Below are 2164 nucleotides of genomic sequence, written 5' to 3'. Positions count from 1 at the left end.
CTCCCGGACCTTGCCGTGATCCGCCCCGTCCGCGTCCCACTCACCACGGTTGCGGGCGTCCTCACCCTTGTCCTTGTCCTTGTCCTTGCCGTCCTTGCCGTGCTCGTCGTCCCGGGCCTCCGAACCCTCGGCGTCGTCGCTGGTGAGCTGGGCGGTCGACCACTTCACGTCGGCGAGCCGGTGAGGGCCCGTGACTCCGGTGGTCGCGTAGGCCACGCCCGCGAGGCTGACCGCTCCCGTCAGGCCCACGACGCCGGTGGCGAGCCACAGCCGGCGGCGCCGGAGCGGGGAGGTCGTCTCACGGGAGGCGTCATCGTTATTGCGAAGGTAGTTGGACATCGGAGCTCTCTGCCCTCTCCTTGTACCCGACAAGGTCGCTTCGCCACAGCGAGGCGGCCTCCGCTACAAATCGGTTGTAGCTGCTGAAGACCAACGTATGAGAAGGTTCTTCACCTCGCGCCCATATACGAAAAATACCCGCAAACGGGGTGGGCCGGGCGGTGGGACGCAGAGGGCGCCACGGGGGCGGGAAGGCATCGCGTCGGCGAAGGGGGCTCGGCGGAGGTGTTAGGCCGCCGGACGCTACGGAGGGCCCGTAGCGGACCGGAGCACGACGAACCACCCGGTGGTGACGCGGGGGGCAGGGAGTCCCTCCCCGCCGTGGCGCGGCGGAAAGGGACTCCCCGGGTTATGTGGTGGATCAGTTGAAGCAGTCCTTGACGGTGTTGGCGCAGTTGGTGGGGTCGTTGTTGGTGATGGTGGACTTGTCGTCGAGCTTGACCTTGCCCTCGTTGTTGAGGACGCCGCCGGCGACGCGGTGGAGCTTGGCGGTGTCGGTGGCGGTGTTCTTGGTGACGTGGGTCTTGGTCAGGGTGACCTTGCCCTTGTTGTTGAAGATGCCGCCGCCGTTGAGGGCGGTGTTCTTCTTGATTTCGGTGTCGCGCAGGGTGAGGGTGGCGTTGTCGTCCTCGCCGTCCTCGTGGTCGTCCTTGAAGCCGTCCTCGACCTTGACGTCGGTGTCGCCGTTGAAGATGCCGCCGCCGAAGCGGTTGGCGGTGTTCTCGACGATGGTGCTGTCGGAGACGGTGGCGGTGGCGTCCGACTCCTTGTTGTCGCGCTCCTTGTTGTCGCCGCCGTTGGAGGACCAGTCCTTCTTCTTGTCCTTGCCGCCGGTGTTGACGATGCCGCCGCCGTCCTTGTCGGCGTGGTTCTTGGCGACGAGGACCTTGTCGAGCTTGAGGTCGGTGTCGACTGCGTAGATGCCGCCGCCACTGTCGCAGGCGGTGTTGCTCTTGATCACGGTGAGGGTGATCGTGACGGTGCCGCCGGAGCTGAACAGACCACCGCCGTTCTTGCCGGCCTTGTTGTTCTCGATGGTGCTCTTGGTGCTGTCCTTGCCGTGGTCGGAGCCGGTGATCTCGACGGTGCCGGCCTCGTCGCGGTCCTTGCGGTCCTTGTCGTGGCCGTCCTTGTCGTAGCTGCTGTTGCCGTAGCTGCTGTTGCCGTAGCCGTTGTTCTCGTGGCCGTTCTTGTCGTGGTCGTCCTTCTTGCCCTTGCCGTTGGCGATGCCGCCGCCGTTGCCGCCAGCGGTGTTGTCGTCGACGTGGGAGTCCTTGATCTTGAGCACGCCCTCGTTGAAGATGCCGCCGCCGTCTTCGCGGGCGTGGTTGTTGGTGACCTTGCTGTCTTCGAGTCGGACGCGGCCGAAGTTGGCGATGGCGCCGCCGTTCTCCTCGGCGTTGTTGTCGGTCAGCTTCACCTTGATCAGGTTGGCGCTGCCGCCGCGCTCGACCAGCAGGGCGCCACCGTCACCCTCGCCCCGCTTGTCCTTGTCCTTGTCCTTGTCCTTGTCCTTGTCCTTGTCCTTGCCGTTGTCCCACGACCCCGAACCCTGCGAGCCCGAGTCCTGGCCGACCGGCGCACCCGGCGCGCCCATGACGACCGGCCCACCGGGGACCTGCGGTCCACCGCCGCCGCCGCCGTACTTGAAGGCGGTGGCGTTGCCGCCCTTGACCGTGAGGTCCTTCAGGGTCAGCTCGCCACCGTCGGCGACCCGGAAGATCCGGAAGGTGTCCTCGGAGTCCCGCTTGATCGTCGAGCCGTTGCCCTTGATCGTGATGTCCTGCTTGATCTCCGGCAGGGCCGCGCCGAACTTGCGGTCCTT

The 2164-nt window shown here is 66.3% G+C and carries 1 protein-coding gene and 1 pseudogene; both read right to left on the bottom strand.

What is annotated here, in order from left to right; all coding sequences use genetic code 11:
• Nucleotides 1-339 (bottom strand): annotated as a pseudogene (locus tag ABZ452_RS32350) (hypothetical protein); the annotation flags it as partial.
• A 361-nt stretch (nucleotides 340-700) separates the two neighbouring features.
• Nucleotides 701-2164: hypothetical protein (locus tag ABZ452_RS32345; RefSeq protein WP_357951235.1), on the bottom strand; the 1464-nt coding region annotated here is incomplete at its 5' end.

Origin of the sequence: Micromonospora sp. NPDC005707, assembly GCF_040631005.1 — a bacterium.
Classification (GTDB): Bacteria; Actinomycetota; Actinomycetes; order Mycobacteriales; family Micromonosporaceae; genus Micromonospora.
Note: the sequence above shows the minus strand (reverse complement) of the source record. Positions and strands in the feature narration are given on the sequence as shown.